Origin of the sequence: Paraglaciecola hydrolytica (assembly GCF_001565895.1) — a bacterium.
In the GTDB taxonomy this organism is placed as follows: domain Bacteria; phylum Pseudomonadota; class Gammaproteobacteria; order Enterobacterales; family Alteromonadaceae; genus Paraglaciecola; species Paraglaciecola hydrolytica.
Genome location: NZ_LSNE01000009.1, coordinates 1 through 21,108 on the forward strand (window position 1 = coordinate 1; position 21,108 = coordinate 21,108).

20 protein-coding genes, 6 tRNA genes and 1 riboswitch are annotated in these 21,108 nt (G+C 41.3%); of the genes, 13 read left to right on the forward strand and 13 right to left on the reverse strand.

Going from position 1 to position 21,108, the window contains the following annotated elements; translation table 11 throughout:
- Positions 1-139: 139 nt before the first annotated feature.
- The 3 genes from AX660_RS15765 to AX660_RS15775 form a co-directional block, all read right to left on the reverse strand.
- A complete protein-coding gene (locus AX660_RS15765; protein ID WP_068378716.1) occupies positions 140-1,762 on the reverse strand; it encodes a response regulator in 1,623 nt (540 codons plus the stop codon).
- A gap of 269 nt (positions 1,763-2,031) precedes the next feature.
- A tRNA-Val gene (locus tag AX660_RS15770) sits at positions 2,032-2,107 on the reverse strand.
- Positions 2,108-2,164: 57 nt separating this feature from the next.
- Positions 2,165-2,240, reverse strand: a tRNA-Val gene (locus AX660_RS15775).
- A gap of 263 nt (positions 2,241-2,503) precedes the next feature.
- Here AX660_RS15775 and gltX point away from each other — a divergent pair.
- The 4 genes from gltX to AX660_RS15795 all read left to right on the forward strand — a co-directional run bounded on the left by gltX (position 2,504) and on the right by AX660_RS15795 (position 4,697).
- A complete protein-coding gene (gltX, locus tag AX660_RS15780; RefSeq protein ID WP_068378724.1) occupies positions 2,504-3,913 on the forward strand; it encodes a glutamate--tRNA ligase in 1,410 nt (469 codons plus the stop codon).
- A gap of 114 nt (positions 3,914-4,027) precedes the next feature.
- A tRNA-Ala gene (locus AX660_RS15785) sits at positions 4,028-4,103 on the forward strand.
- A 202-nt stretch (positions 4,104-4,305) separates the two neighbouring features.
- Positions 4,306-4,381: transfer RNA gene (locus AX660_RS15790), tRNA-Glu, on the forward strand.
- 240 nt (positions 4,382-4,621) lie between these two features.
- Positions 4,622-4,697: transfer RNA gene (locus AX660_RS15795), tRNA-Glu, on the forward strand.
- A 104-nt stretch (positions 4,698-4,801) separates the two neighbouring features.
- Here AX660_RS15795 and AX660_RS15800 read toward each other — a convergent pair.
- From AX660_RS15800 to AX660_RS15810, 3 genes are all read right to left on the reverse strand, one after another.
- Positions 4,802-5,827: a M48 family metallopeptidase gene (locus AX660_RS15800; protein ID WP_068378728.1), complete on the reverse strand. Its 1,026-nt coding sequence runs from the start codon at positions 5,825-5,827 to the stop codon at positions 4,802-4,804.
- On the reverse strand, positions 5,827-6,912 hold the full coding sequence (locus AX660_RS15805; protein WP_068378731.1) for a YjgN family protein: 1,086 nt from the start codon (positions 6,910-6,912) through the stop codon (positions 5,827-5,829). The genes AX660_RS15800 and AX660_RS15805 overlap by 1 nt, the downstream gene beginning before the upstream one ends.
- Positions 6,913-7,029: 117 nt before the next feature.
- Positions 7,030-9,135 (reverse strand): tRNA(Met) cytidine acetyltransferase TmcA, encoded by a 2,106-nt coding sequence (locus tag AX660_RS15810; protein WP_068378733.1) that lies wholly within the window; start codon positions 9,133-9,135, stop codon positions 7,030-7,032.
- A 234-nt stretch (positions 9,136-9,369) separates the two neighbouring features.
- On the opposite strand from AX660_RS15810, the gene AX660_RS15815 reads away from it, so the two are divergent.
- The 9 genes from AX660_RS15815 (at position 9,370) to rimI (ending at position 16,070) form a co-directional block, all read left to right on the forward strand.
- The gene (locus AX660_RS15815) at positions 9,370-9,777 is read left to right on the forward strand and encodes an acyl-CoA thioesterase (RefSeq protein WP_068378736.1); all 408 of its coding nucleotides are present in this window, start codon (positions 9,370-9,372) and stop codon (positions 9,775-9,777) included.
- Positions 9,778-9,845: 68 nt separating this feature from the next.
- Entirely contained in the window at positions 9,846-10,688 is an 843-nt protein-coding gene (locus AX660_RS15820; RefSeq protein ID WP_068379899.1) for a hypothetical protein, read from the forward strand.
- Between the two features lie 102 nt (positions 10,689-10,790).
- Positions 10,791-10,915: riboswitch (TPP riboswitch) on the forward strand.
- A gap of 52 nt (positions 10,916-10,967) precedes the next feature.
- Positions 10,968-13,070, forward strand: a complete 2,103-nt coding sequence (locus AX660_RS15825; RefSeq protein ID WP_068378738.1) for a TonB-dependent receptor — start codon at positions 10,968-10,970, stop codon at positions 13,068-13,070.
- A 72-nt stretch (positions 13,071-13,142) separates the two neighbouring features.
- On the forward strand, positions 13,143-13,400 hold the full coding sequence (locus AX660_RS15830; RefSeq protein ID WP_068378741.1) for a hypothetical protein: 258 nt from the start codon (positions 13,143-13,145) through the stop codon (positions 13,398-13,400).
- Complete coding sequence (pnuC, locus tag AX660_RS15835) at positions 13,400-14,017, forward strand: nicotinamide riboside transporter PnuC (protein ID WP_068378745.1); 618 nt, start codon at positions 13,400-13,402, stop codon at positions 14,015-14,017. The genes AX660_RS15830 and pnuC overlap by 1 nt, the downstream gene beginning before the upstream one ends.
- Positions 14,018-14,020: 3 nt before the next feature.
- Positions 14,021-14,815, forward strand: a complete 795-nt coding sequence (locus tag AX660_RS15840) for a phosphotransferase (RefSeq protein ID WP_068378748.1) — start codon at positions 14,021-14,023, stop codon at positions 14,813-14,815.
- A gap of 108 nt (positions 14,816-14,923) precedes the next feature.
- Positions 14,924-14,999 (forward strand) — tRNA-Trp (locus AX660_RS15845).
- Positions 15,000-15,093: 94 nt separating this feature from the next.
- Positions 15,094-15,600 carry a DNA polymerase III subunit psi gene (locus AX660_RS15850; RefSeq protein ID WP_157884344.1) on the forward strand — a complete coding sequence of 169 codons (507 nt, stop codon included), beginning with the start codon at positions 15,094-15,096 and terminating at the stop codon, positions 15,598-15,600.
- 14 nt (positions 15,601-15,614) lie between these two features.
- A complete protein-coding gene (gene rimI / locus AX660_RS15855; protein ID WP_068378750.1) occupies positions 15,615-16,070 on the forward strand; it encodes a ribosomal protein S18-alanine N-acetyltransferase in 456 nt (151 codons plus the stop codon).
- A gap of 83 nt (positions 16,071-16,153) precedes the next feature.
- Here rimI and AX660_RS15860 read toward each other — a convergent pair whose 3' ends face one another.
- From AX660_RS15860 to AX660_RS15890, 7 genes are all read right to left on the reverse strand, one after another.
- Positions 16,154-16,408: a helix-turn-helix transcriptional regulator gene (locus tag AX660_RS15860; protein WP_068378757.1), complete on the reverse strand. Its 255-nt coding sequence runs from the start codon at positions 16,406-16,408 to the stop codon at positions 16,154-16,156.
- A gap of 284 nt (positions 16,409-16,692) precedes the next feature.
- A complete protein-coding gene (locus tag AX660_RS15865; RefSeq protein WP_068378762.1) occupies positions 16,693-17,187 on the reverse strand; it encodes a hypothetical protein in 495 nt (164 codons plus the stop codon).
- 84 nt (positions 17,188-17,271) lie between these two features.
- On the reverse strand, positions 17,272-17,982 hold the full coding sequence (locus AX660_RS15870) for a hypothetical protein (RefSeq protein WP_068378766.1): 711 nt from the start codon (positions 17,980-17,982) through the stop codon (positions 17,272-17,274).
- Positions 17,982-18,248: a helix-turn-helix domain-containing protein gene (locus AX660_RS15875; protein ID WP_068378769.1), complete on the reverse strand. Its 267-nt coding sequence runs from the start codon at positions 18,246-18,248 to the stop codon at positions 17,982-17,984. The genes AX660_RS15870 and AX660_RS15875 overlap by 1 nt, the downstream gene beginning before the upstream one ends.
- Positions 18,249-18,463: 215 nt before the next feature.
- On the reverse strand, positions 18,464-18,676 hold the full coding sequence (locus AX660_RS15880; protein ID WP_068378771.1) for a DUF3820 family protein: 213 nt from the start codon (positions 18,674-18,676) through the stop codon (positions 18,464-18,466).
- Complete coding sequence (locus tag AX660_RS15885; RefSeq protein ID WP_068378773.1) at positions 18,669-20,483, reverse strand: ABCB family ABC transporter ATP-binding protein/permease; 1,815 nt, start codon at positions 20,481-20,483, stop codon at positions 18,669-18,671. The genes AX660_RS15880 and AX660_RS15885 overlap by 8 nt, the downstream gene beginning before the upstream one ends.
- Positions 20,484-20,540: 57 nt before the next feature.
- Positions 20,541-21,107, reverse strand: a complete 567-nt coding sequence (locus tag AX660_RS15890; RefSeq protein WP_327082860.1) for a PqiC family protein — start codon at positions 21,105-21,107, stop codon at positions 20,541-20,543.
- Between the last annotated feature and the right edge of the window lies 1 nt (position 21,108).

Consider the following 21,108-nt stretch of genomic DNA (forward strand, 5'->3'; position numbering starts at 1 on the left):
AGGAAAGAGCTTACCCAAGATGGATAAAGCCCAAAACAAGTCGATACCCCCACAAACAGAAAAATGCCAGTCAGCTTAACTGACTGGCATTACGCACAAGGCGCCGTTTTTATTACTTTTTAATACTACAAACCATTACTTAACCTACGCCATCCAATACACTGCGCACTTTGTGATAACGTTCTTGTTGATCTTCGTTTAAGACACTGTTTTCAACGGTTTTAATGCATTTTTTAACCAGTTGATTGGCACTCTTAGTCGCGCCGATATTATGGGATTTTGCCGCGATAAGTTGTAATAAATTCAAGGCAATAGAGGCATTTTTAGGCATGATGGTAAAGGCCTGAGTAAAGGACTCCATGGCGTTTTCGATGTCGCCACGACGATAGAAGTTAACCGCATTGTTGTTCAATTCTCGCGAACTGTATTTGATTGAGGACTTTTCTTTAATTTCTTGCTGGATGTATTGTAAAAATATTTCACCCTGATCAGATTGGTTTTTACAACGAAACTCAATTTGTTCAAGTACCGCTTGTGAGCGTTCATGTAAACCTAGTTCGTGAAAAGCTTTGGCTTTATCGAGCAGGGCATCTACGCCTTCATTTTCCCAGTTTTCTTCATCCAGTTGTTCTATGAGGGCGCGTGCTTTTTCTTTTTCATTTTCTAAGTAATGCAGGCGGATATTGATGACTTTTAATTGCTCCTGCAACTCGGCTTTAGGGAAGGCAACTTTGAGCTGGCGCACATATTCATTGGCTTGTTTAATCAACTTGTCGGTGTCTTCTTCATCGGCAGTCATGGCGTAATCAATACCTGCTCTGGCAACATTGAGATAGTTTTCTGGCTTATCGTGTATAGAGTTTTTTGCAAAACGTACGATTTTTTTTGCGGCGTCAAACTGAGTTTCATAGTCGTGGGTAATTCGAGATAAATCGAGTGCAGTTTTATGTCGGCGAATATTACGCGGCGAAATTTCGGTGGCCATCAGCACGCATTCTAAAGCCGTTTCAAAATCATTTTGTTTGATTTGCAGAGCGGTTAATAAATCGTAGGCGGCAAGTTGAGAATCCGATTTGAAAGCTAAACGTAATACTAGTTTTTCAGCTGATTCATCTTCATCTAAACGTAAATAGGTATTAACTAAACCCAGTTGTGCCCAGCTAAAGGTTTGCACTTTTAAAATCGCCAGATAAAAGTCTTTAGCCTGCGGAAAGTGGCCACAAGCACAGAGCATTTCGCCTTTTATTTTTAGTGCCAGTGGAAAAAACTCTGAGTTTTTAGGATTGGCTAAAAATAATTCAACTTCCGATAAGGCGCGAGGATACTGGCTCTTTTCGATGCAAACATACACTTCATGCAGGGCTTTTTTACGTGCTAATACTCGACTTAAACGTCGGTCTAACTCTTTGACAGTAAAGGGTTTTGCTAAAAAATCATCAGGCTGTAATTCAATAATACTTTGTACTAAATCAGAATTGGTATCGGCACTGATAAAGACAAAAGCAGTGCTCGAAGGCAACTCGCCATTGGTTCTTATTTCATCGTAAAAGTAGTAACCATCTTGTTCGCGTTTAAGATTGTAAGAGCAAATGATCAGATCATAACGTTGGCTGCGAATAGTAGTAAGTGCCAGACTGATTTTGTCGACATAGGTAATATTACTGAAACCCAGCTCTTCCAGCGAGTACTTCATATAACCTTTTGCCAGTACTTGATCGTCGACGATCAGCACTTTGCTGTCTTTAGCGAGTTGAGAATTCATGAATGGCCGATTTTCCTTACTTCCATTAGGTTATCGTGTTTTCTACTGAAATATTAAGGGCTTAAATGCAAAAAAGCCTAATACTGAGCCAGAACCAATGAGTTAGTTTAACAATTTGATAAAAGTAGCACGCCTAACATGCCTGAAAAATAAGCTAATGAAAAGGTTGAAATAAAGGTGCGAGGGTATTATCGGGTAAGATAAGCAAATAATGATTGGTGTTTGAAAGCAAAAAGCCCGCAGTAATAAATTACTGCGGGCTTTTTAATTGGTGGGCGGTACCGGGCTTGAACCAGTGACCCATGCCTTGTAAGGGCATTGCTCTCCCAACTGAGCTAACCGCCCGTTTTTAAAACGGTAACTTGGGTGTCACAAGTAAGTAAATTACTTATCACTAAAATTTGGTGGGCGGTACCGGGCTTGAACCAGTGACCCATGCCTTGTAAGGGCATTGCTCTCCCAACTGAGCTAACCGCCCAAATTTCAATCTACACATTACTAAATGTGGGTTAAACAGTTGCCTGTTTGGCCTCCCTAGTAAGTGGAGCGCTATTATAGGGAGGCACTTAAGAGTGTCAACACAAAACTTAAAAATAATGTTTAAGTGATTAAAAACTCAGCGTCTAGGCTGATTTATAATCAGCTGCAGGCTCTTTTTACCTTGATTAGTACTTAGGCTTTTTATTCAGCTTGATAGACTGGTAAAATACCGCCAATTTTTAGATTAGGAAACTTAGTCACATGACAGTGGTAACTCGATTCGCTCCCAGCCCAACCGGCTTTCTTCATGTTGGTGGTGCCAGAACCGCCCTTTATTCGTGGTTATATGCCAAAAGTCAGGGTGGAAAATTTGTATTGCGTATCGAAGATACTGATATTGAACGCTCAACTCAGGAAGCCATTGATGCCATTCTAGAAGGTATGCAGTGGCTTGGTTTGGAATGGGACTCTGGCCCTTTCTATCAAACTAAACGTTTTGAGCGTTACAACCAAGTTATCGATCAACTACTCCTAGAAGGTAAAGCGTATAAGTGTTTTATGCCTGCGGCTGAGTTGGATGCGATACGCGAAGAGCAAATGAATAAAGGTGAAAAACCGCGTTATCCCGGCACTTGGCGTGACAGAACAGATCATCCAGAAGGTCAGCCTTTTGCTATTCGTTTTAAAACACCTCAAACAGGCTCGGTCATCGTAAAAGATCATATTCGTGGCAACATAGAAATCGCCAATACTGAATTAGATGATTTGATAATTAGACGCAGTGACGGTGTGCCCACTTACAATTTTTGTGTGGTTATCGATGATTGGGACATGGATATTACTCACGTAGTAAGAGGTGAGGACCATATTAACAACACCCCAAGGCAGATTAATATTCTGCAAGCCCTAGGCGCCCCCATTCCAGAATATGCCCATGTATCGATGATCCTAGGTGATGATGGTAAAAAGTTATCAAAACGCCATGGTGCGGTAAGTGTGATGCAATACCGTGATGACGGTTATTTACCTCAAGCCTTATTAAATTATTTAGTACGCTTAGGTTGGTCACACGGTGATCAAGAAATTTTCAGCTTAGATGAAATGATCAAATTATTTGATTTAGACTCTATTGGTCAATCTGCCTCCGCTTTTAATACTGATAAATTAGTCTGGTTGAATCAGCATTATATTCGCAGCTTACCTGTCTCTGAAGTGGCGGGCTATGCTAAGTGGCATTTTGCTGAGCAGGGCATTGATTTAAGCCAAGGGCCTGCACTTGAAGACGTGATTGCCGTACAAGCTGAACGAGTTAAAAATTTAAAAGAGCTCGCGCAAATTAGCCGCTACTTTTATGAAGACTACGAAGAGTTTGACGCTGACGCGGCGAAAAAACACTTACGCCCAGTAGCCAAAGACGCCTTAGTCGCTGTGCAGGCCAAATTGGCCGCGTTGACACAGTGGAATACTCAAACTATTCATGATGCCATTAATCAAGCGGCCGAAGATCTCGGCGTTGGTATGGGCAAAGTAGGTATGCCTTTGCGTGTTGCTGTCACAGGTAGTGGTAATTCACCCTCCTTAGATGCGACTTTAAATCTGCTAAAACCTGAGCAAATTGAACAACGTATAAACAAAGCGCTCGAATATATAGCAATCAGAGCAAATTCCTGAAAAAAGCGTTGACAGGAAAACAGCAGATGCCTAGAATGCGCCCCGCTGTCAAGGAACGACGCGATAACTGATTTTCAAAACCTTCTTTTCAAAGAATGGTGGTGAATTAAAGTTGGGGCCATAGCTCAGCTGGGAGAGCGCTTGCATGGCATGCAAGAGGTCGGCGGTTCGATCCCGCCTGGCTCCACCAAATATCAGGGAACACCAGTTTTAAACCTAGTTAAAATTGGTAGAAAGAATATAGACGGGGTTTGGTAACTTAATACGTACTGAGCTTTGCAGTTGAATTGTTTAAGTGTTGTTTTAATAGTGTAGGATTCGGTCGCTCGGTTCGCAGGCTCACCTCTCCTCACAGAAAATTATTAAAGCTGCGCTTCAATGACAAATTTTCTGTCCCCATCGTCTAGAGGCCTAGGACACCGCCCTTTCACGGCGGTAACAGGGGTTCGAATCCCCTTGGGGACGCCATTTTTATTGAAGTTTATGGATTAACTTCAACTGCCTGTAAAAAGGTAAACAAGGAAAGTCTGATTAGTCCTAGATAGTCAGATAAACAGTGTAGACGGGGTTTGGTTGCTTTCAGCACCTGACTTTGCAGAAAGTTATTTTAGTGTTGTTTCGATAGTGTAGGATTTGGTCGCTCGGTTCGCTAGCTCACCTCTCCTTACAGAAAACTATCAAAGTTTCGCTTCGATAAACAAGTTTTCTGTCCCCATCGTCTAGAGGCCTAGGACACCGCCCTTTCACGGCGGTAACAGGGGTTCGAATCCCCTTGGGGACGCCAAATAACAAAACCGCATAAGCAATTATGCGGTTTTTTTATGTCTAAAAATAACCTTGAACCCAAGGGGGCGGGAGAAGCCCCGCGGTTCGACCTAATAAAACTTTTTATAAAGCTTTACGGGCATTTTCTATTCTTTCGCGCATAAGGGGATGTGATTGGATTAAATGCTGGAGTTTTGATTCTTCAGGCATGGTGGCTGCGAGTTTTTCCATCGCCAAGGCAAAACTATCCGGCTCTAAACCTAAAGCCGGAATTTTACTCAGCGCAAAATTATCAGCCTCCCATTCGAGCTTTTGTGAAAATTGGTTTTGCACTATGGTATTTGAAAGTCCGGCAAAGGCTTCAATTAGCGCGCCTAAATCCCCAAAAAAATAATCGATTGCTAATGAAGTCGCCATGGTTTCTGCGATCAAGCGCATGGAGTGTTTGTGTGTGACGTGACCAATTTCATGGAGCAGAATAGCAGTGAGTAAATCGGTATTGTGTTCTAACAATTCAACCAACTCGTCGGTTATCACTATAGTGCCATTGGGTAGGGCAAAGGCATTGGCGCCCATGGTTTTAGATTGGCGAAATTGAATATTAAAATCAGAACTCTCAAGGTTTAACTGTTGGCTGATGTGAGCCCAATGATCTTGATACTTATCTTGAGTTTCCACCGGTAGTTCGGAAGCATCTAAGACGCTTTTATCTAAGGCCACTAAGGTATGTCGAGAGGCGATTTCTACCATGTTTTGTGGCACATATTCAGCAAACGTAATGGCCGCACTCGGTATACCAAATTTGAAAAACAGATAAAGTACCGCAGGCACCAATATGCTACTGGCTAGAATTAAGGTCGTATTAGATTCTAGTTTGGCAATTTTTGATTGTGTAGCACTTTGGGTTAACCAAGTATTGACTGCAGGGTTGGCGTCAATCATCAATAGACCAATGTCAGGCAATACTATTTCTCGAGGTATTGAGCCCAACTTATCATTAACCACAACGTCCTTTATGGTTGTTGTGGCTATTAGGTTTTGCTCATTATCAATAATAGAAAACTGTGCATCAGCATGCAGTTGAATACTTACAGGAAGGCTTTCAGACCTTCCTGCGGGATAAAAATAAGCACCAGTTAATAAGGTCATTAACCTAGCCCAACATCCATATCAAAGATATTCGCGACTTCTTCACCAATGGCACTGCTTGATTGTGAATATTGTCCTATCACACCGGCTATTCCTGGCAAGATATTCACTTGGGTTACTTGCGCATAAACTCGGGCGGTGCGAATTTTAATCCAGGGTAGGGCAAAACCAAGACTCAGGACCAAAGCCAAAAAATTAGTGACTCGCAGCCATACTAAGGTTGAAATGCTCAGATTAGACTCAAAACTCGCCACGTCAGACAGGCGCATAGTATTAAAAATGTGATTACGGATCCGCGCTGCGTAAAAGCTAGAACTCAATAATATGACCAGCACATACGCCACCATAAATATGATGGTTGAGCCGGTGAATTGAGAAGCAGATTCGGGATCGGCGAAAGCTGACATCGATGCTCCAAAACCAAATATGGCCACTAACAATAAAGCCACCCCAATAAAAAAAGCACCAAATGCAGCTAAGTAGTATTCACCGGTAGCAAGCTCGGTTTGCATCTTTTTATCGCCGTAGGTGATGTTGCTATAAATAAAGTCATCGATTTTTTTCAGTACCCATGGCAGCGCTAGGTACAGTGTGAATATACTCATGATGGGTAACAAAACAAACACCAAAAAGGCGCGCCCATATTGTCCAGTAAAATTAAATCTGATATTGCGATAGGCGCTGACTTTCATGCGAAAGCGTAGACTCATACAAATAAATATTGGCGTCGCTAAAAACAACACGAGTGCCACAATGGCTGCTGCGAGTGGGCTAAACGCGACGGCTAGAAAATACAGTGCTAATAAGAGCACACCAATAATACGCCCCTTTAGTATCTGTAAGGGTTGAGCTAGATAGCTAAAACGGTGGCCGTCAATATCAGTATTGGCATAGAAGTAACGATGGGTGCGCACTGTCGCCCACGCTGAATAGATACCTAGGGTAACTATGGTTAGCAGTAAGTTGACGATCCAGATGGCAAAATATTCTCCGGTTTTACCATGAAAATTCACTGCAACTTTACGTGGAGTTTGTGGTTCTGTATGAATTGGAGCCTTATTACTATTATCTATTTCTTGATCCATTTTATTATTCTCTCGTTCTTCCGTAGCCTAACAAGCAGATAAGGCAACAGCACATTATGGTTAGTCCGCTAAAGTCGAGAGTAAAGTAAGTTGTTACAATTGAAAACCACATTTTGCCTAATCTTGAGAAAAAATACTCCCGCAGATTTCTCGGATAGCCTGTTCAACTTTTTTCGCACTTGTTAGTCCAAGTGATTTAGCAACTTGAGCTTCATTGTGATTTTGTAATAACACACTAAGTAGAGGTGTTATTGCGCTGTGATCTAACAATTTGAATTTGACTATCTGCGCTAAATAAAAGTCTCTTAATTGGCGTTTACATAAACCAAGGGGGCGTGTGCCTTGAATAAATTGGGCGACAACCTTTAAGCTGGTAGGGCTTTGTGTTTGAGAAAGGCAAATTGGCAACAAAATCAAATGCAGGATGGCAGGATCAATCTTGTTGTAGGCTTTATCACACTGATAAATAACTTCCTGCATGAACTCAGTTATTAAGGCTTGTTGGAGTGTTTTTGCTGTTTCGTTTAAGGGCATCAGTAATTGTGCACTGTGCTGGGCACTGGATGTTTCCGGTTTTTTACTTAAATTTACCAGAGTAAATCCTGCTTCTTGCCAAAAACGCAAAAGCCGTTGATTGACCCCAAAAGAGCTGGTCAAAAAGCTACAACCTTGTGTTTTTGCTGCTTTGGCAATGTGTGTGAGTAAGTTGCTACCTAAACCTTGCCCCTGATAATCGGCCGCTATGGCTAAACGTGTGACACGCCATTGTTTTGCTACGCTAAACGTTGGCATGGCATAATGAAAAGCGACATTTTGCGCTACTAAATGGCCTTTAACTCGCCTTTCACCTGATGCTATATCATGTTTTAGCGAGCTCAGCAACTCTCCGCCTTCTTCGATGATTAAAGCTACACCGACGATCACATCTCCTTGTTGTAAAACATAACAATCTTGTTCTGGGGAGTCTAAGAGCCTAATGAGATCGTCAGGACTGGTTTGGTAATGGGCATCAATCAGTAATTGGAATATCGTGTAACTTAGCTGGGTATCATTGGCCAATGTTGTTTTAGGGATATGCTTAAAAGTCAGTGGTGTTTGTTTGGTGATGAGAGGAGTTTGAGTCTTGGTTTGCATACACAATAATTCAAACCAGAAGGCTTCAAGGCAATCATCCTGATACCAGCGCATAGCTTGGTTGAGATGAATACTGCGCCACTCAGGTTTGTTGTGGTTTAAATAGTGTTTTACGCGTAAATCAAAGCCCCGACCACTTCCTTCGTAACCGTGCAATGTCGTACTAAAAACGATGCGTGAAAAACGATCTATTAGGTTAAAAAGCAAGTGAGCAGGCAGTGCGGCTGCTTCATCAATTAATAATAAATCAATATCGAGATTGCTATTAAGAATGGCATCTGGCGCCACATATTGTAGATAGCCATCATCTAAACTCAGTTTATTTTTAGTGATTATTGCTTGTGGTAATAGGTTGCCTGCATGTTTGAATACCTGTTGTACGGTGGCAGGAGAGGGGGCGACTATGACGATTTTTTTGCCGGCAGACTGAATCAGTTGTGCAGCCGCAAGGCCAAGTGCTGATGATTTTCCACGGCCGCGATCAGCACTTAATACTAGAGGGCGGTTTCTATGTCCACTGGCTACTTTAATGACTGCGTTAATCGCAAGCTGTTGCTCTTGCAAAGCTTGTGTAGAAATTAATGCTGGAGTTTGTATTGCTGCCCAACTTATGGCCCCTTTAAAAGCCGTTTCTGTAAGCAGTGCAACATTAAGATCGTTAGTGACAGCATTAATGAATTTTTTGACAAAGTGGCTTTGTGTCAATTCAAAACCGTAAGAAACACGGTTTAACCATTCAGGATCGGCAAAACGTGGCCAAGTATCAAAAGTGGGGCAAATGATAATCATCAAGCCGCCTGCTGTGATGGTGCCACTTAACGCGATGGCAGCATTGGCTCTGAATCCGCTATAACAATTTAGCACCACAGCCTCAAACTCTTGACCTAAATAGCTCTGATATTGCTGATTAGTGATTGTTTTGCTGTCGCTATGCCCGTTGCCTAACCATAAAAAAGCGCTTTGTTTGCTTAGGTTAATAGCTTGCTCAATTGCCCATGATTCTGCACCACTGATGATAAGCAATTGGCGATGTACTTGTTTCGTTTGTCTGGCAATGAGCCAATTTTCAATTTGATGGTACAAAGTCACGTATAGTTATTCTTAGAATGTATAATAGCGTCAGTAGTCTATACCCAAGCCATTTGAAAATGTAGGATTCAGTGGGAATTAAATTCGTTTTAGACAAGGCAAATGATTGTAGGTCTAGTGGACCTACATCAACATCATTTAACGCGATATAAAACGAATTTAAACTCTCAGAAACGCTGAAACTCGCGTTTCCAAGCGGTTTGGTAATATCCCCTAAACCATGTGGAATTACGAATGCGCTTTTTGTCTAGAAGATTAGTTATGCCCAGTGATCTTAATTATGCCAACTCACTCTTTGGTGGGCGAGCTCTTGAATGGATTGATGAGGAAGCGGCGATATACGCTATTTGTCAGTTAGAAACTAATGTATTAGTCACCAAACATATTGGTGAGATTAGTTTTGAATCACCTGCTATGGTTGGTGATGTCGTGGAATTTGGTTTAGCAACCAAAAAAGTAGGTAAGACATCCATTACGGTCAGTTGTCTGGTGAGAAATAAAATCACCAAAAAAACGATCTGTTTTGCAGATGATATTGTGTTTGTTAAGCTGGATCCGGAAACCCGTTTACCTTTACCTCATGGTAAAACATTGGAAGGTTTAGAATTACAGACTAAACAGGAAATTAGTAGACTCGTTTAATGAGTTCGTATTAGTTTGTACAAGTGCCAGTCTGGAGTTTAATAATGATTAATCAAGGAATAGGGATTGTGATTAAGATATTAGTGTTTACTGGCGTATTGTTAGTTACAGCATGTAGCTCATTCGCTGATAATAGACCGGGTTATACGGTAATCAAACAGTTTAATTTACCCCCCGAATTGGCGGAGACCTCAGGGCTTTATTGTCCAGAACAAAATACGGTGTATACCATTAATGACTCTGGCAACAAACCTATTCTCTATCAACTAAATTTGCTTGGAGAAATCCAACAGCAGTTTGAAATTGATGCTAAAAATCGAGATTGGGAATCCCTTACGGGTGACGATAAGAGCTTTTATATTGGTGATATTGGTAATAACAACGGCAAACGTAAAGCCGTTGAAATTTATGTAGTGGATAAAAATACTGATAAAACTCAGCTGACTCGCACTTTAGAGATTTCGTATTTATACAATTCCATTAATAAGAACGAATATCTGAATCACGATTTTGACGCAGAAGCCTTTGTCAGCGTGGACGACAAACTCATCTTGTTTTCCAAAAGCTGGCAAACGACCAATCTGCATATTTATGAATTAAGTAAAACTGAATTGAAGCAAAAAGTAGAACCGGTCGCTACGTTAGAAGGGCTTCCTGGTTTAGTGACTGGGGTCGATTATAATGTTTTAACTAAAGAGTATGTATTGGTTGGTTATAGCTTGTACGGTTTAGGCAGTTTTTCGCCCTTTATTGCTAAAATGGATAAGCACTTCAAACTAATTGCTAGTTACCCACTTACGGGTTTTAATCAAGTTGAAGGTGTGTGTGTGAGCCCTAATGGCGAAGTGTGGATCAGCCAAGAAAGTTCGTTTTTCTCAACACATAAATTGGCTAAACTTTTGTTGCGTTGAAACTAACGTAAATAATGTATAGCAAAAAAATTAACAAAGTTACTTGCACTGCATAAACAGACTGATAGACTGCCGCCGCTATTTTACTGTTGTTACAGTAACTAGTAAGCCAAGGGGTGCCGCAAGGCTGAGATTTGTTAGTTACTTCTGTATCGATGGAGTAGACAACAAGAACCCTTACACCTGATCCGGATAATACCGGCGTAGGAATGGTAAGAGAGTCATCCCCCATTTACCTGCCGTAATGCCGGATCTTTTCATAAAATTGAAGAGATCCTTATGAAACAATATTCCAAAAAAGCCTTAAGCTTAGCGATAAGCTCCTTATTAGTAAGCCCATTAACGAGTGCACAATCCGCGCCTTCTTCAGACGTTGAACGCATCGCAGTTTATGGTGCTTTGACTACTACACCATTAGTAGAAATGGCCAGTAGCATTGATGTTATTTCCTTATTTGATATTGAACAACGTCATGCTCAACATTTAGATGAAATCCTTAATAAGGCCGCCAATGTTAACTTTGCTACTGGTGCTAGCCGTGGCAGATTTGTACAAATTCGAGGCATTGGTGAGCGCAGTCAATTTGTTGATCCGGTTAACCCTTCAGTAGGTTATTTAGTCGACGGGATCAATTATTCTGGCATGTTAGCTGGTGCTAGTACTTTTGATATTAGCCAAGTGGAAATATTCAAAGGACCTAATAGCGCGCGTTTTGGCGCCGATGGTTTAGCGGGCATGATTAATGTGATTTCTACCCCAACCAGCGAAACAACTAACGGCAACTTGCAGTTAGGCTTAGCTAATTACAATAGCTGGTTTGCCGGTGCTGCTTTGGGCGGTGCATTAAGTGACAGTGTTAACTACCGTTTTTCAGTTCATCAAAATAGCAGTGATGGTTTTATCAATAATACTTGGTTGGGGCGTGAAGATACCAACAATCAGGATGAGTTAACTGCACGGGTAAAATTAGACTGGCAAGTTAACGCAGATTTTAAACTTAATACCTCAGTACATTTAATAGATGTTGATAATGGTTATGATGCTTTTTCTATCGACCGAGATCGTACTACCTTATCCGATGAACCTGGTAAGGATACTCAGCAAAGTGAAGCCATCGCTATCACTGCTGATTACCAAGGACTTAGTTGGGCCAATGTGCAAGTGCAAGGCACTTATCTGCAAGCTGATTTAGCTTACGGTTTTGATGAAGACTGGACTTATGTAGGCATAGCGCCAGGTTGGGAATATTCATCTACCGACTATTATTACCGCGATAAACAAGACTCCAGTGTTCAGCTAAAACTCAGCAGTAAAGAACAGGTTAATAACGATTGGGTTGTCGGGTTTTATTACGCAGATAAAGATGAAGATCTTGAGCGTGATTATTCATGGGATAGTGCGGCATTTTTAAGTGGTGTAAGCAGACAAGATAGTGCGGTTTTTGCCCAGTACAAACAAGATATCAGTGATACTCAATGGTTAACGGCCAGTGTCCGTCTGGCTTCGCAACAATTTGACTACAGTGATAGCCTTGGTATTGCCAAAGAAATTGACGACAATGACTGGGGCGCAGAATTAAGTTATCAGCAACAAGCCAGCGCCAATACCATGTTGTATTTGAGTGTATTGCGTAGTTACAAAATGGGCGGGGTAAACGCCTCATCTTTAAGTAAAGCCAATGATGAAGGTTTAGAAGCTTTCCGCCAAATCATTTTGGACAACAGTGAGTTTGGTGCTGAGTCCTTAGTCGGCACTGAATTCGGCCTTAAAGGTGCTAACCAAGACGGTAGCTTAGTAGTTGATTTTAATGTGTTTTATCAATGGCGTGACGACGTTCAATATAAAAATTCGTTTGTCATAAATCAGTCGTTTGTGGATTTTTATAATAATGCCGCCAGTGGTCGTAACTACGGTTTGGAAGCGAATTTACGTGCCGTAATTTCGCCTAGCGTGGATGTGTTTCTTAATTTAGGTTGGTTAGAAACCGAGATAAAAGGCATTACCCGTCGTGTGGATGATGTGTTTGAAAATCTGCAAGACAGAGAACAAGCACATGCGCCTAGCTATCAAGTTAATGCGGGGATCAACTGGCAGCTTAGTGAAAATCTTACGTGGTTAGTCGAGGTCGATGCTAAAGATGATTTTTATTATTCTTTTGGTCATGACCAACGTTCAGACAAACAGTTAATTGTGCACAGCAATGTGAGCTATAGCCATGGTGATTGGCAGTTTAGTGTGTACGTACGTAACCTCTTTGATGAGCAATATGCTAACCGCGGATTTGCGTTTGGCAATGATCCACGTGACGAGTATGAATTCCATACTTACGAGCAATTTGGTGAGCCACGCCGCATAGGCGCCAGTGTTAATTATCACTTTTAAGGTTACTTATTAGCCCAAAAGGCGAGTCATAGTGTACTCGCCTTATGTCGACAACGTTTAAGGAACAACCCAATGAAATTAGTTGCTGAGATTTCTCTTTATCCTCTCAATCTTGATTATATTCCGCCTATTCAAGCTTTTATCGATAGGCTCAATACTTACCCACAAATAGAGGTTAATACCTCGACAACCAATACTTTGGTCAGCGGCGAATATTTGCCGACTATGCAAATATTGGCGGAAGAAATGCAACGCAGCCACCAAGAAATTGGTCAGGCGATATTTGTATGTAAATTTCTAAATGGCGACAAGATGAGCGGTAGGTCTTGATGCAGGAGTTATTGCATCAATTGCTGAGCCAACTGAGTGAACAATCTTATTTAGAACTGGTCGCGGTAGTGTTGGCCTTAGCTTATGTATGGCTGGCGGCCAAACAAAATAGTTGGTGTTGGCCCTGTGCGTTGGTAAGCACGTCGATATACACCTATTTGTTTTGGGAAGTGACTCTGCCATTTCATGTCTTACTCAATGCTTATTATATCGTGATGGCTATTTATGGTTGGCGACAATGGCAGGGCCCAGCATCAAGGGCTGCTCAAGTCAGCTCATGGCGGGGAAAGCAACATGTAATGTGTATTGTTTTGCTAGTTGTGGGCAGCTTGTTATTGACTAAAGGCGCGAGCTCAGTATTTGATGACAAACATCTATATTTAGATGCGTTTATTACGGTATTTAGTGTGTTTACCACGGTTTTGGTTGCTCACAAAGTACGGGAAAACTGGCTGTATTGGATCGTCATTGATGCGGCATCGGCTTACCTGTTTTTTGTTAAAGATTTGGTTTTGACCAGTGTATTGTTTGTACTTTATACCTGCTTTGCTTTATATGCCTATATCCAGTGGGGTAAAGAGCAGCCAGCCACTACACTAGCAGCAGTTGAGTCCTAGCCAATGCACAGCGATTTTAGTCTGGTAAAACAGGAACTAAAACAGCTATTAGGTGGCAACATCCAAATAGCACCACTGCCAAGTGGTGCTATTAATCGCAGTTTTTGTGTAAGCCAAGGTGATAAGGGAGAACAGCGTTATTTCCTCAAATTGTTTGATAATGTTAGTGCACAAAAACTAGATAGGCCGATGTTGTTTGCCCAACAAAAATACCTCGCAACTGCAGGATTGGCGCCATCGCCTGTTTATCTATCGCGTAATAGGGATTTTCAACTTGATCAGTGGATTGACGCCACAAACTTAGTGCAAAGTGATTTAAGTCGTATTAAAAAGTGCCAGCATCTGGCAAGGACGATGAGTAAGATCCATCAACTAGAGATACCCCTCACTCCGCTGGATCTTGCCTACGATTGGCAATATTATTTAGGTCACTGCGCGAAAACAGTGTCAGTGGCAGAGCAACAGCAATTGTCGGCTATGCTGGACTACTGGCAGCAGGAATGTCGACATTCGAGTGTGGTTTGCCACAACGATCTGGCGTTCGCTCACGTAACAGAATCACCAAATACTGTGGTTTTTGATTGGGAATATAGCGCCTTTTCTAATCCATTTTTTGACTTAGCATCTTGTATTACGATTAATCAAATGAGTGAGCCAGAGCAGCTTAGTTTTATGCAGGCTTACGCAAAAGAGAGGGGAATGACAACGGCTTATGTGGCACACAAGGTCTGCTTAATGTTACCCTTGGTAGCTAAAACCAATGAGTTATGGTCGTTGGCTTTTGTTGGTTTAGCTTAAGATCTTCAAGTGTTGGATAAAAAAACAGCGCTTAGCACCCTTAAAAGGAAAAGCGGCGTAAAAGCGCTTTACCTTTAACCTCTCATCAGTATAATTCAGCGCTTCAGCAGGGGTGTAGTTCCAATGGTAGAACAGCGGTCTCCAAAACCGATGGCTGGGGGTTCGAATCCCTCCACCCCTGCCAATTATTCTGCAAGTAATGTTACACACAAATCCACACTTTATTTCACTCATATCCATGGTAATCTTGCAGATAGATGAGCAGTGAACTAAGTCATATGAATACAGCAACAAATCAATTATCAGACTATCAACGAGCCGTATTAAACGAGCTGGGTATTTCCTGCTGGAAAAAGCAGGGTGATGATAATGTTGCAGTAAGTACAACAAGTGAAAAAGAAGCTAAACATCAAACCAGTGTTTTACATACACCTCGCACAGAGACCTCAAGTAAAGAAGCCGCCCTCAGCAAACTACAACAACTTAAAACTCAACAAAGCAGTGTGTCTTATGCTGGAAAAGTGCTTTGTGAATTTACGCCATCTGTGGATTATTCAAGGCTGGTAAAGGATGTTATGACTGCCCTTGAATTAAGCGATTGCCCCTTAGTCGCTTTGACTCAGGCTGAGTTGGCACAAGCTAAAGATTATGCTTTAGTGTGGCAGTTTGGAGATACCGTGGGCCTAGAATCCAAACAACTTACTACGCCCCAGTTAAGTCAATTTAATGATCCAGCACTGAAAAAACAGCTATGGCGGCTTATACATAGCCAGCTAATAAAATAAAAGATCCTTTCAACGTGAAAATACTTCCTTTGACGCTAGAGCATCTAGCACAAGCTTATAGGGTGCATAGCACTGAGCAACCTGGAGCGTGGTCACAAGCGGTTTTTAGTGATTGTTTAATTGAGCCCTATTTTGCCTATCAACTGGTCTTGGATGGGGAGCTACAAGGCTATTACATTGGCCTGCAAGTACTTGATGAAATAACCTTAATGGATATCGCTATCTGTTCACATTATCAAGGGCAGGGATGGGGTAAATTCTTACTTGATGACTTTATCGAACAATGCCGAGGTAGGAATGGGCATGAAGTGTGGTTGGAGGTCAGAGAGTCTAACATTCCAGCGATTAATCTGTATTCGAGTATAGGATTTGAGTTAATTGAAAAACGCAAAGCCTATTATGAAACAAATGTCGGCTCAGAAGCGGCCTTAGTTATGCGATTGGCACTGCGTGGCAGACGCAGTAAATAATTTATTGTTTTTTTATCTAGTTGAAACGCTAAATCTACGGAGTCTGCAAATTATACAAAACTCCGTATGACTGACACACCTGATTAACGGCGCGCAGCGCTGATGTTTAAAGGTTCAGTACTGTCTTGTCTGTCGATGGCTAATTTTACAAACTTTGATGAATTGAAATTACAGCCTACACACATGGCGATAAATTGATTCATGCTTGGACTACCTACGTTCTTCTCCCAATTTTCATAAGTTTTACGTGTTTTAACATTTGCTAACTTGGCCATTTTTACAGTAGTTAAGCCAGCATCAAGACGCATTTTTCTAAGATCGCTACCAGTGATATACATATTTAGTTCCTATTTTATTATTGAAACAACAACAGAGTCTGTATATCTGATTTTCAGCAGACTCTATTTTCTTTCTCGCTAGGGATTCTAGAACAACAAATGTGGATTGAATTCCACATGGTAAAAAAATGCGGCTAAAAATGGTAAGTTATTGAATCGTATAGGTAAATAAATTTCCACCATCTAAAGATAAAATCAGCACGGTCTCACCCAGTCTGCAAAACACGTTGCCAATCTGAATAACTTTGGGATGACATCCGTCACCCCTTTTGTACTTAGCCGTATTAAGCCATTGATATTGGTGGTTTTTGTGTACCTTTAGTCATAGCCAACAAAGCCATAGGTGGTTTTTGAGTGCCTTTAGTCATAGCCAATAACGCCATAGGTGGTTTTTGAGTGCCTTTGGTCATAGCCAATAACGCCATAGGTGGTTTTTGAGTGCCTTTAGTCATAGCCAACAAAGCCATAGGTGGTTTTTGAGTGCCTTTGGTCATAGCCAACAAAGCCATAGGTGGTTTTTGTGTACCTTTAGTCATAGCTAACAAAGCCATAGGTGGTTTTTGAGTGCCTTTAGTCATAGCTAACAAAGCCATAGGTGGTTTTTGAGTGCCTTTAGTCATAGTCAACAAAGCCATAGGTGGTTTTTGAGTGCCTTTGGTCATAACGACTATTGAGTCATTTTTCTCCTTAGCTACTAACATTTCTTGGGTGGTCGCAATTGCTGTTGTACATAGAGCAGAAGTTAATAATGCTAGGCTAGTAGTTTTTAAAATGTTCATAATAATTCCTCATGGGTAGGTAAAAAAATTGGCGAAGAATAACGCCAATCCCATTATGAACATTTTGTATACAGATGTAGAGCTTTAAGCTTTTAGTAGTCGAGGTAATAGTTGTTTGTAGCTTTCATGAAAAGTCGCCCATATGGAAAAAGTGGCGATACCATGCACGATGTACGGATAGGCATAATAGATTACAAGAACTTGAGACAGTCCTAATATATGTCTTAGGAGATATTCGAAAATTGCTGCAGCTTGCACTATGGCTGTGGTGCCGAAGAGTTTGTAATAAATCCAGTCTAAATTGGTTGATTCACTTGTTCTGGTTAAATAACGCTGGACTAAGTCAACCCGCGAGAAAATCATATAACGTGTTAATAAACAGCTTAGTAGCAAAATTAGATGCCAAAATAATTCTGGGGCAGGGTAGTCACTAATATTCCAGTATATTTCCGCGGAAATTGCCATGGCTATAATAATTGCCATCCATTTTACTAACGGGTCGTGACGTAAAGCATAAATCATGATGATGGCTAAGCAATACAGTAGTTCTTTCAATACATCACTGTCACTAAGGCCAACCCAGGCTAATTCCTGACTTATCCGCTGTATAAAAATAATGGCTAATAAGCTAACAATATCGATATTCTTTCGGCAAATGATCAGCGTAAAAATGAGGATGCCAACAAACAAACGATCAAATGTATCCGCATCACCAAAGGTTGATATACCTATGGCGATAAAAAGCCCTCCAAAGAGGGCTGTGATAAATGGAGGAAGGTATACACGAGCAAACATTAGCTTAGATTAAAGCCAAAATAATCCATGATGCTTGAAAAAAATGTTTCACGGGTTTGCTGAGATGCTTTTTGTCTGCATACCGTCCACCATTTGCTTATGATCTCTACACCAATATTACTCATGGTTTCAGGTTTTTCATTTTCTATTGCTGATACGGTTTCACGACTAATGCCAATTCTTATTGCCAGTTCTCCTTGAGTAAAACCGGCCTCCTTGCGCAAGGCTTTTAGTTGGACACCACTAAACTGCTTTCTGCGTGACATATGATAGTTCCGAATTAACTGATTACTGAAGAGATGGTTAGTAGTAAAAAAATTACCATATTTTGACTATAAATTAAACCGCAAATTGAGTAAATAGAAAATTTTAACTTTGTAACTTTACTAAGTTTGAACTGGTTACCCTGTACATGGTGTTAAGATCCCACATTACACACTCAATAGCTGGCATAACGTGAGTTTAAAACCGCGTGTGTTTTTCAATCCTTAAGCAAGGGGGCTACAAGGGATTCAAGCCCATTCAGTTTAACTTCGTAGATTAAAGCTAGTTGTTGACCGAGTTTATTTTGTGGAAACCCTTTTTGCTGAAACCACACCAGATAAGGCTCGGGTAGGTGAAAAAGTTTACGACCGGCATATTTTCCAAAGGGCATCTTTTGGTTAATGGCGTCGATAAGTGCAGCATTATCCATGGGTATTATCCAAAACTGTGTTTTGTGAGTGACTTCGTTGTTGCGTATGCCACAAAGCGGCATAGGCACCATTTAGTGCGAGCAGTTGAGAGTGTGTACCTTGTTCGAGGATACGACCTTGACCCATAACAACAATTTTGTCGGCATCGACTACAGTCGATAAACGATGAGCAATGACTAAGCTGGTGTGGCCTTGGGCAATTTCACGTAAGGCGTTGAGAATCGCTTGTTCAGATTGACTATCTAATGAGGAAGTCGCTTCATCAAAAACCATAATGGGGGGGCGTTTTAGGATCGTTCTAGCAATGGCTACCCGCTGTTTTTCGCCGCCGGATAACTTTAAGCCACGTTCTCCCACTTGAGTGTTATGGCCATCAGGTAGAGATTGAATAAAGTCATTTAAATGAGCAAGTTCAATAGCTTGTTGCACTTCACTATCACTTGCTTCGGGCCTCCCATAACGGATGTTTTCAAAAATACTATCATTAAACAGCACGGTATCTTGAGGGACTATGCCAATGGCTCTGCGTAATGAATGGGGATCGACAGAGCGAATGTCCTGCCCGTCTATTAATATTTCGCCTTGACTCACATCATAAAACCGAAATAACAGCTTAACTAAAGTGGATTTCCCCGCGCCACTTTCGCCTACCACGGCGACTTTTTGGCCAGGCTCAATAACAAAACTCACATCCTGCAAAATAGCTCGGTCAGCGCGATAATAAAATCCCAGTTGTTTAAATTCGATTTTACCCTCAGTAACACTCAGTTTGTTGCTGGTAGTTGTTATTATTGCGCTTTGTTTTGCCAATAAATTAAACAGGTTTTCAATATTGGCTAAGGAACTACGGATCTCCCGATAAACAAAGCCTAAAAAATTTAAGGGCATAAAAATCTGCATGGTAAAGGCGTTGATTAAGACAAAATCCCCTATTGTCATTTTATCATGAGCAACTTGATAGGCGGCAAGTGCCATCATGCTGGTCATGGCAATCGCAATGATCGTGGCTTGCCCCCCATTTAATACAAACAGTGATAGGCGGTTTTTGCGTCTAGCGAATTCCCAGTTAGCCAGCTCTTGATCATAACGCTGGGCTTCATAGGCTTCGTTATTAAAATATTTAACGGTTTCGTAGTTGAGTAAACTGTCGATGGCTCTTGAATTGCTGCTTGAGTCGGCCAGATTAGCTTGGCGTACATACTGAGTACGCCAATCGGTCGCTTTGACTGAAAATGCGATATAGGCGAAGACAGAGCTTAAAATAATCAGTGCGAAACTCAGACCATAGTTGTAAAACAATACCCCGATGACTACCGCTATCTCAAAAAGAGTGGGCACGATATTAAATACCAAAAAACGCATCAAAAAGCTGATGCCACTAGTGCCACGCTCCATATCGCGGGACAAACCACCGGTCTGACGATTTAGATGAAAGTCCAAATCGAGGGCATGTAAATGTTCAAACACCCGCAAACCTAATCTGCGCATGGCGCGTTCAGTGACTCGGCCAAACAAGGTATCGCGAATTTCCCCAAACAAAACATTGCTCAAGCGCAACAAACCATAGGCGGCAACTAAAGCAAAAGGCACTAAAATCAACGTATTTTGCGTATCTTTGGTATTGAGTTGATCGACAGTATGTTTAAGGACAAAAGGTAATCCAATACTGGCTACTTTAGCGGCGATTAAACACAGTAATGCGAGTGCAACCCGTTGTTTAAATTCAAGTAAGTAGGGCCATAATTGCTGGAAAATTTTCCAGTTTACTGGCCCATCGTTTAAGTGTGCATGGTGTCGTGACGACATGAGTTACCTGTTTTAATACACTATATAGATCAACTGAAGACGAATAAGACCTCAGTACTAATGCTGACTTGTCGTTACATTCCACTGATCAAGTTCTAATTGAATATCCTTAGCTAATAAACTTAGTAATTGCCGTTGCTGCGAGATCGCATGTGAATAGCCATCTTGCTCCAAGGTTAAACTGAAATAGAAGGGTTTTTCGAGCTTTTTGGGTTTAATTGGATCAAACAGCCAATATCGACCAGAGCTCACTACTTTAGACTTATCCGAAGCATGAAAACTCTCAATGTGTATGGTTAAGCTTATATTATCAGTATGGGTGTCGGGACTTTGGTAACTACTATATTGGATAGTTGTATTTTGATTTAGATCCCTTAGCAGGGCACTTAAAATAGCGGTTTCTAAACTTTCAGCCCACACATCCTGACGAGAAAAATACATTTGGTTTTCAGCAACCTGCATGGCGATACTAGATTGCCTGAGATAGTCGGCTAGCATAATTTTGTTAAGTTTAACCTGTCTCACATCATCCTTATGCTTGATGTGCTCAACAGGTTTTGGGGGCGACAGTACATAATAATTCACGTCCAAAGGTTTTGTGCTGCAGGCACTCAAACCGACCACT

Bases quoted from the DNA above. Each gene is read 5' to 3' on its own strand.
- AX660_RS15830 (WP_068378741.1), top strand. From the start codon at position 13,143: ATGAAATTAGTTGCTGAGATTTCTCTTTATCCTCTCAATCTTGATTAT.
- AX660_RS15875 (WP_068378769.1), bottom strand. From the start codon at position 18,248: ATGTCACGCAGAAAGCAGTTTAGTGGTGTCCAACTAAAAGCCTTGCGC.
- gltX (WP_068378724.1), top strand. From the start codon at position 2,504: ATGACAGTGGTAACTCGATTCGCTCCCAGCCCAACCGGCTTTCTTCAT.
- AX660_RS15800 (WP_068378728.1), bottom strand. From the start codon at position 5,827: ATGACCTTATTAACTGGTGCTTATTTTTATCCCGCAGGAAGGTCTGAA.
- AX660_RS15870 (WP_068378766.1), bottom strand. From the start codon at position 17,982: ATGTTTGCTCGTGTATACCTTCCTCCATTTATCACAGCCCTCTTTGGA.
- AX660_RS15805 (WP_068378731.1), bottom strand. From the start codon at position 6,912: ATGGATCAAGAAATAGATAATAGTAATAAGGCTCCAATTCATACAGAA.
- AX660_RS15860 (WP_068378757.1), bottom strand. From the start codon at position 16,408: ATGTATATCACTGGTAGCGATCTTAGAAAAATGCGTCTTGATGCTGGC.
- AX660_RS15880 (WP_068378771.1), bottom strand. From the start codon at position 18,676: ATGGATAATGCTGCACTTATCGACGCCATTAACCAAAAGATGCCCTTT.
- AX660_RS15885 (WP_068378773.1), bottom strand. From the start codon at position 20,483: ATGTCGTCACGACACCATGCACACTTAAACGATGGGCCAGTAAACTGG.
- pnuC (WP_068378745.1), top strand. From the start codon at position 13,400: ATGCAGGAGTTATTGCATCAATTGCTGAGCCAACTGAGTGAACAATCT.
- AX660_RS15765 (WP_068378716.1), bottom strand. From the start codon at position 1,762: ATGAATTCTCAACTCGCTAAAGACAGCAAAGTGCTGATCGTCGACGAT.
- AX660_RS15840 (WP_068378748.1), top strand. From the start codon at position 14,021: ATGCACAGCGATTTTAGTCTGGTAAAACAGGAACTAAAACAGCTATTA.
- AX660_RS15865 (WP_068378762.1), bottom strand. From the start codon at position 17,187: ATGAACATTTTAAAAACTACTAGCCTAGCATTATTAACTTCTGCTCTA.
- AX660_RS15825 (WP_068378738.1), top strand. From the start codon at position 10,968: ATGAAACAATATTCCAAAAAAGCCTTAAGCTTAGCGATAAGCTCCTTA.
- AX660_RS15850 (WP_157884344.1), top strand. From the start codon at position 15,094: ATGAATACAGCAACAAATCAATTATCAGACTATCAACGAGCCGTATTA.
- AX660_RS15815 (WP_068378736.1), top strand. From the start codon at position 9,370: ATGCGCTTTTTGTCTAGAAGATTAGTTATGCCCAGTGATCTTAATTAT.